This is a genomic window from Streptomyces sp. SID14478, from assembly GCF_010548525.1.
Classification (GTDB): Bacteria; Actinomycetota; Actinomycetes; order Streptomycetales; family Streptomycetaceae; genus Streptomyces.
In genome coordinates this window covers 1-4845 of record NZ_JAAGMG010000271.1, presented here as the reverse complement: position 1 = coordinate 4845, position 4845 = coordinate 1, and the positions used below count along the sequence as shown (strand labels likewise).

Genomic DNA, 4845 nt, shown 5'->3' with positions numbered 1-4845 from the left:
CTGCACACGGGCGGCCGCCCGCTGTTCGCGGCCGCGGCCAGGCGGCGCAGCGGTGCCCCGGTCGGCGCGTTCGTCCCGCCGTCCGGTCTGCCGGAGCAGCCGGTCTTCGAGCTCGACGTGGCCGGACTGCCCGCCGTCGCCGAGGCCCGGCCCGAGCTGGTGCAGGACGAGTTCACGACGGCGGGCCCGGACGGTGCTCAGCCCGTGATGTCGTCCAACGGGTACGCCTCGACCTCGGCGAGGTAGCGCGCCCGCAGCGCCTCGTCCTGCGCGCTGCCGTCGAGGAAGGACGCCACGAACGAGTTGCGGGCGAGCTCCCGCACTCGTTCGTGGTCCAGCGCGAGGGCCTCGTGGACGGCGTGGAAGGTGTCACCGGCGTAGCCGCCGAAGTAGGCCGGGTCGTCGGAGTTCACGGTGCACAACAGCCCCGCGTCCATCATCTTCACCAGCGGGTGCTCCTCCAGGACGTCGATGGCGCGCAGCCGCACGTTCGACAGCGGGCAGAGCGTCAGCGGGATCCGGTCGCGTACGAGACGCGCCACCAGCTCCGGGTCCTCCAGGGACCGCAGCCCGTGGTCCACGCGCTCTACCCCGAGCACGTCCAGGGCCTCCCACACGTACGACGGGTCGCCCTCCTCCCCCGCGTGCGCGACCTTCCGCAGCCCCAGGGCGGCCGCGGCCTCGTACACCTCGCGGAACGGGGCGGCGGGGTTGCCGACCTCGGCGGAGTCGAGCCCGACGCCGACGATGTGCTCCAGATACGGCTTCGCGGCCTCCAGCGTCTCCATGGCCGACTCGGCGGACTGGTCGCGCAGGAAGCACATGATGAGCTTGGTGGAGACCCCGTGCCGTTCCTCGCTGCGCGCGAGCGCCCGCGAGAGCCCTGTGACGACGGTGCCCATGGGGACGCCGCGCGCCATGTGGGCCTGCGGGTCGAAGAAGATCTCGGCGTGCCGCACGCCCTGCTCCGCGGCGCGCGCCAGATAGGCGTCGGCGAGCGCCTCGAAGTCGTCCTCGGTGAGCAGGACGGCCATGAGCCCGTAGTAGAGGTTCAGGAAGGACTGCAGATCGGCGAAGAGGTACGCCTCACGCAGCGCGTCGGTGTCGGCGTACGGCAGCGTGACGCCGTTGCGCCGGGCGAGCGCGAAGGCCAGCTCGGGTTCGAGGGTGCCTTCGATGTGCAGGTGGAGCTCGGCCTTGGGGATGCGAGCGAGTGGTGCGAGCGACATTCGATCATCGTACGCAGCAGGCGGCGTCACCGGCGTCTGGGCACCGGCACCCGGTCCAGGTCGCGGGCGACCGTCAGCTCCCCCTCGAACCCGGCGGCCCGCGCCTGCCGCGCGAACTCCTCCGGGTCGCCGTAGCGCTGGCTGAAGTGCGTGAGCACGAGGTGGCGGACACCGCCGTCCCGGGCCGCCCGCGCGGCCTGGCCGGCCGTCAGGTGCCCGTGGTCGGAGGCGAGCTGGTGGTCCTCGTCGAGGAAGGTCGACTCGATGACGAGCAGGTCGCAGCCCGCGGCGAGCGCGGTCACGCCCTCGCACAGCCGGGTGTCCATCACGAAGGCGACGCGCTGCCCCCGCCGCACCTCGCTGACCTCGTCCAGCGTGACCGCGCCGAGCCGCCCCTCCCGCTGCAGCCGCCCCACGTCCGGACCGGCGATCCCGTGCGCGGCGAGCAGTTCGGGCAGCATCCGCCGCCCGTCGGGCTCGACGAGGAGGTAGCCGTACGACTCGACGGGGTGCGACAGCCTGCGCGCCTCCAGGCGGTAGGCCGGGGTGTCGGCGAGCACGGCGCCGTCCCCGCTCACCGGCTCCTCGGTGATGCCGACGGTCTCCCGGTACGCGGTGGCGTACCGCAGCCGGTCGAAGAACCGCTGCCCGGACGCCGGGTAGTGGGCGGTCACCGGGTGCGGTACGCGGTCGAGGTTGATCCGCTGGATGACCCCGGCGAGGCCGAGCGAGTGGTCGCCGTGGAAGTGGGTGACGCAGATCCGGTTCAGGTCGTGCGCGGCGACACCGGCGCGCAGCATCTGGCGCTGGGTGCCCTCGCCGGGGTCGAAGAGGATGCCCTCGCTGTCCCAGCGCAGCAGGTAGCCGTTGTGGTTGCGGTGCCGCGTCGGCACCTGGCTCGCGGTGCCGAGCACGACGAATTCACGTACGGACATGGGGGGTTGGGCCCTCGGCGGCTAACCGGGAGGCCACTGCAGGCCGCGGCCGCCCAGCACGTGGGCGTGCGCGTGGAAGACGGTCTGGCCGGCGCCGCTGCCCGTGTTGAACACCAGGCGGTAGCTGTCCAGCTTCTCCTCCTTGGCGACCTCGCCGGCCTCGCGCAGCACGTCGGCGGCGATCGCCGGTTCGGCGGCGGCGAGGGAGGCGGCGTCCGGGTGGTGGACGCGCGGGATGACCAGGATGTGGGTCGGGGCCTGCGGGTTGATGTCCCGGAAGGCGACGGTGGTCTCCGTCTCGCGGACGAGCGTGGCGGGCACGTCCCCCGCGACGATCTTGCAGAACAGGCAGTCCGCCTGGGGTTCGCCGGGCATGCGGGCTCCTTTTGCGGGGGCGTCTCGGTTCGGGGCATCGTATCGATCAGGTCCGTGGGGCGGGCAGCGGCACCTGCCCCGTCGGGCTTTCGCCTGCCGCTGCGGGCCGCGCGGGGCGGTGTCACCGGCGGCTGCGCCGCGGGGCGCGAGAAGCCTCACCGGTGCGTGGCCCGGGACGGGTCAGGACGGGGCGGGCGCGTCCGGGAGCGACGGTGCGGCCTTCGCCGGGGTGTCCGCCAACGACGCCAGCGCGATGCGTATGGCCTCGTCCAGCTGCGGGTCGCGCCCGGCGACCACGTCCTGGGGCGCGGCCACCACCTCCACGTCCGGATCGACCCCGTGGTTCTCCAGACCCCAGCCGTAACCCTCCATCCACGTCGCGTACTTCGGCTGCGTCACCAGCGTGCCGTCCACCAGCCGGTACCGGCTGTCGATCCCGATGACGCCGCCCCAGGTGCGCACGCCGACCACGGGGCCGATGCCGAGCGCCTTGATCGCCGCGTTGACGATGTCGCCGTCGGATCCGGAGAACTCGTTGGCGACGGCGACGACCGGGCCCCGGGGCGCGTCCATCGGGTACGTGAAGGGGCGGCTGCCGCGGGGGACGTCCCAGCCCACGACCCGGCGGGCCAGTTTCTCCACGACGAGCTGCGAGGTGTGCCCGCCCCGGTTCTCGCGGACGTCGACGACGAGGCCGTCGCGGGCGACCTCGACGCTCAGGTCGCGGTGGATCTGCGCCCAGCCGGGGGCCTGCATGTCGGGCACGTGGAGGTAGCCGAGGCGCCCGTCGGACTGCGCGTGGACGTACGCCCGCCGGTCCGCGACCCACGCGTGGTAGCGCAGCGGTTCCTCGTCGGCGACCGGCACCACGACCACGTGCCGGGCATCGCCGCCCCCGGCGGGCGAGACGGTCAGCTCGACCGGCTTGTCGGCGGTGCCGACGAGCAGCGGGCCGGGGCCGGTCACCGGGTCGACGGGGCGCCCGCCCACCGCCACGAGGGCGTCACCGGCGCGCACGGCGACGCCCGGTGCGGCGAGCGGGGAGCGGGCCCGCGGGTCGGACGTCTCCGACGGCAGCACCCGGTCCACGCGCCAACTACCGTCCTCGTGGCGGGAGATGTCGGCGCCGAGCAGCCCTTGCCGGCGTGCGGCGGAGGCGCCCCGGCCGCGCGGGGTGACGTACGCGTGCGAGGTGCCCAGCTCCCCCTGGACCTCCCACAGCAGGTCGACGAGGTCGTCGTGGGTGGCGACGCGGTCGAGGACGGGCCGGTAGCGGTCCAGCACCCCTTGCCAGTCGACCCCGTTCATGTCGGCGCGCCAGAAGTTGTCGCGCATCAGGCGGCCGGTCTCCTCGTACATCTGGCGCCATTCGGCGGCCGGTTCGACGCGCTGGCTGATGCGGGCCAGGTCGACGGTGATGTTCGTGTCGCTGTCGTCGTCGTGCGAGGGGCGCCGGTCGCCGGGCACGACCTTCAGCGCCTCGCCGGTCCACAGCAGCACCCGCTTGCCGTCGCCGCTGACCTCGAAGTGGTCGGCGTCGGCGCCGAGTTCCTCGATGCGCCGCTGCACGAGGTCGTAGCGCTCCAGACGGGTCTTCGGATCGGGGTCGCCGCGCTCGGCGCGGGAGTCGCCGAGCACGCCGAGCACCGGGTGGCGCAGCCACAGCACGCCGTCCTTGGCGGTGCGCAGCGTCGAGTAGCGGGCGGCCTCGACAGGGAACGCCACGATGCGGTCGGCGAGGCCCTCCAGGTCGACGCGGGTGGCGGGCGTGCCCTCGCTGTCCGGGGTCTCCGCCGCGCCGGAACTGTCCGGGGCCTCGAAGGACCTGCCGTGCCGCTGCGGCCCGAACGGCGACGGGGTCGTCGCGGCCAGCGTGATCAGGTGCGGCCGCGCGCCGCTCACGAAGGCCAGGTCGAAGGAGTGCTCGTCGTAGACCGGGTCGAAGGAGCGGGCCGACAGGAACGCCAGGTGCTTGCCGTCGAGGGTGAACGCGGGCGCGTAGTCCCGGAAGCGCAGCGGCGTCGCCTCGGTGACGGCCAGATCGGCGGCGTTGGCGAGCTTGAGCTGGCGCAGGCCGTGCGGCCCGGGGTGCGACCAGGCGAGCCAGGCGGAGTCGGGTGAGAAGGCGAGCCCGGTGGCGTGCTCGTCCTCGCTGCGGTCCACCTCGCGTACGTCGCCGCTGTCCCGCTCGACGAGCAGCACCCGCCCGTCGTGGGCGGCCACGGCGACCCGCCCGCCGTCCGGGGCGACCGTGAGGCCGAGGACGCGGCCGAGTCGCCCGGCCCCGAGCCTGCGCGGGGTGGCGC

The 4845-nt window shown here is 74.1% G+C and carries 4 protein-coding genes and 1 pseudogene; 1 reads left to right on the top strand and 4 read right to left on the bottom strand.

Going from position 1 to position 4845, the window contains the following annotated elements:
• Positions 1-246 (top strand): annotated as a pseudogene (locus G3I40_RS09520) (MFS transporter); the annotation flags it as partial.
• Here the strand turns inward: G3I40_RS09520 and G3I40_RS09515 are convergent.
• The 4 genes from G3I40_RS09515 to G3I40_RS09500 form a co-directional block, all read right to left on the bottom strand.
• Positions 198-1229 (bottom strand): adenosine deaminase, encoded by a 1032-nt coding sequence (locus G3I40_RS09515; RefSeq protein ID WP_164301721.1) that lies wholly within the window; start codon positions 1227-1229, stop codon positions 198-200. The pseudogene G3I40_RS09520 and the gene G3I40_RS09515 overlap by 49 nt on opposite strands.
• 26 nt (positions 1230-1255) lie before the next feature.
• The gene (locus tag G3I40_RS09510; protein WP_164301720.1) at positions 1256-2164 is read right to left on the bottom strand and encodes a ribonuclease Z; all 909 of its coding nucleotides are present in this window, start codon (positions 2162-2164) and stop codon (positions 1256-1258) included.
• Positions 2165-2185: 21 nt separating this feature from the next.
• Entirely contained in the window at positions 2186-2539 is a 354-nt protein-coding gene (locus tag G3I40_RS09505) for a histidine triad nucleotide-binding protein (protein WP_164301719.1), read from the bottom strand.
• 180 nt (positions 2540-2719) lie between these two features.
• Positions 2720-4845, bottom strand: a 2126-nt coding sequence (locus G3I40_RS09500) for a S41 family peptidase (protein ID WP_164301718.1), incomplete at its 5' end; no start/stop codon positions are given.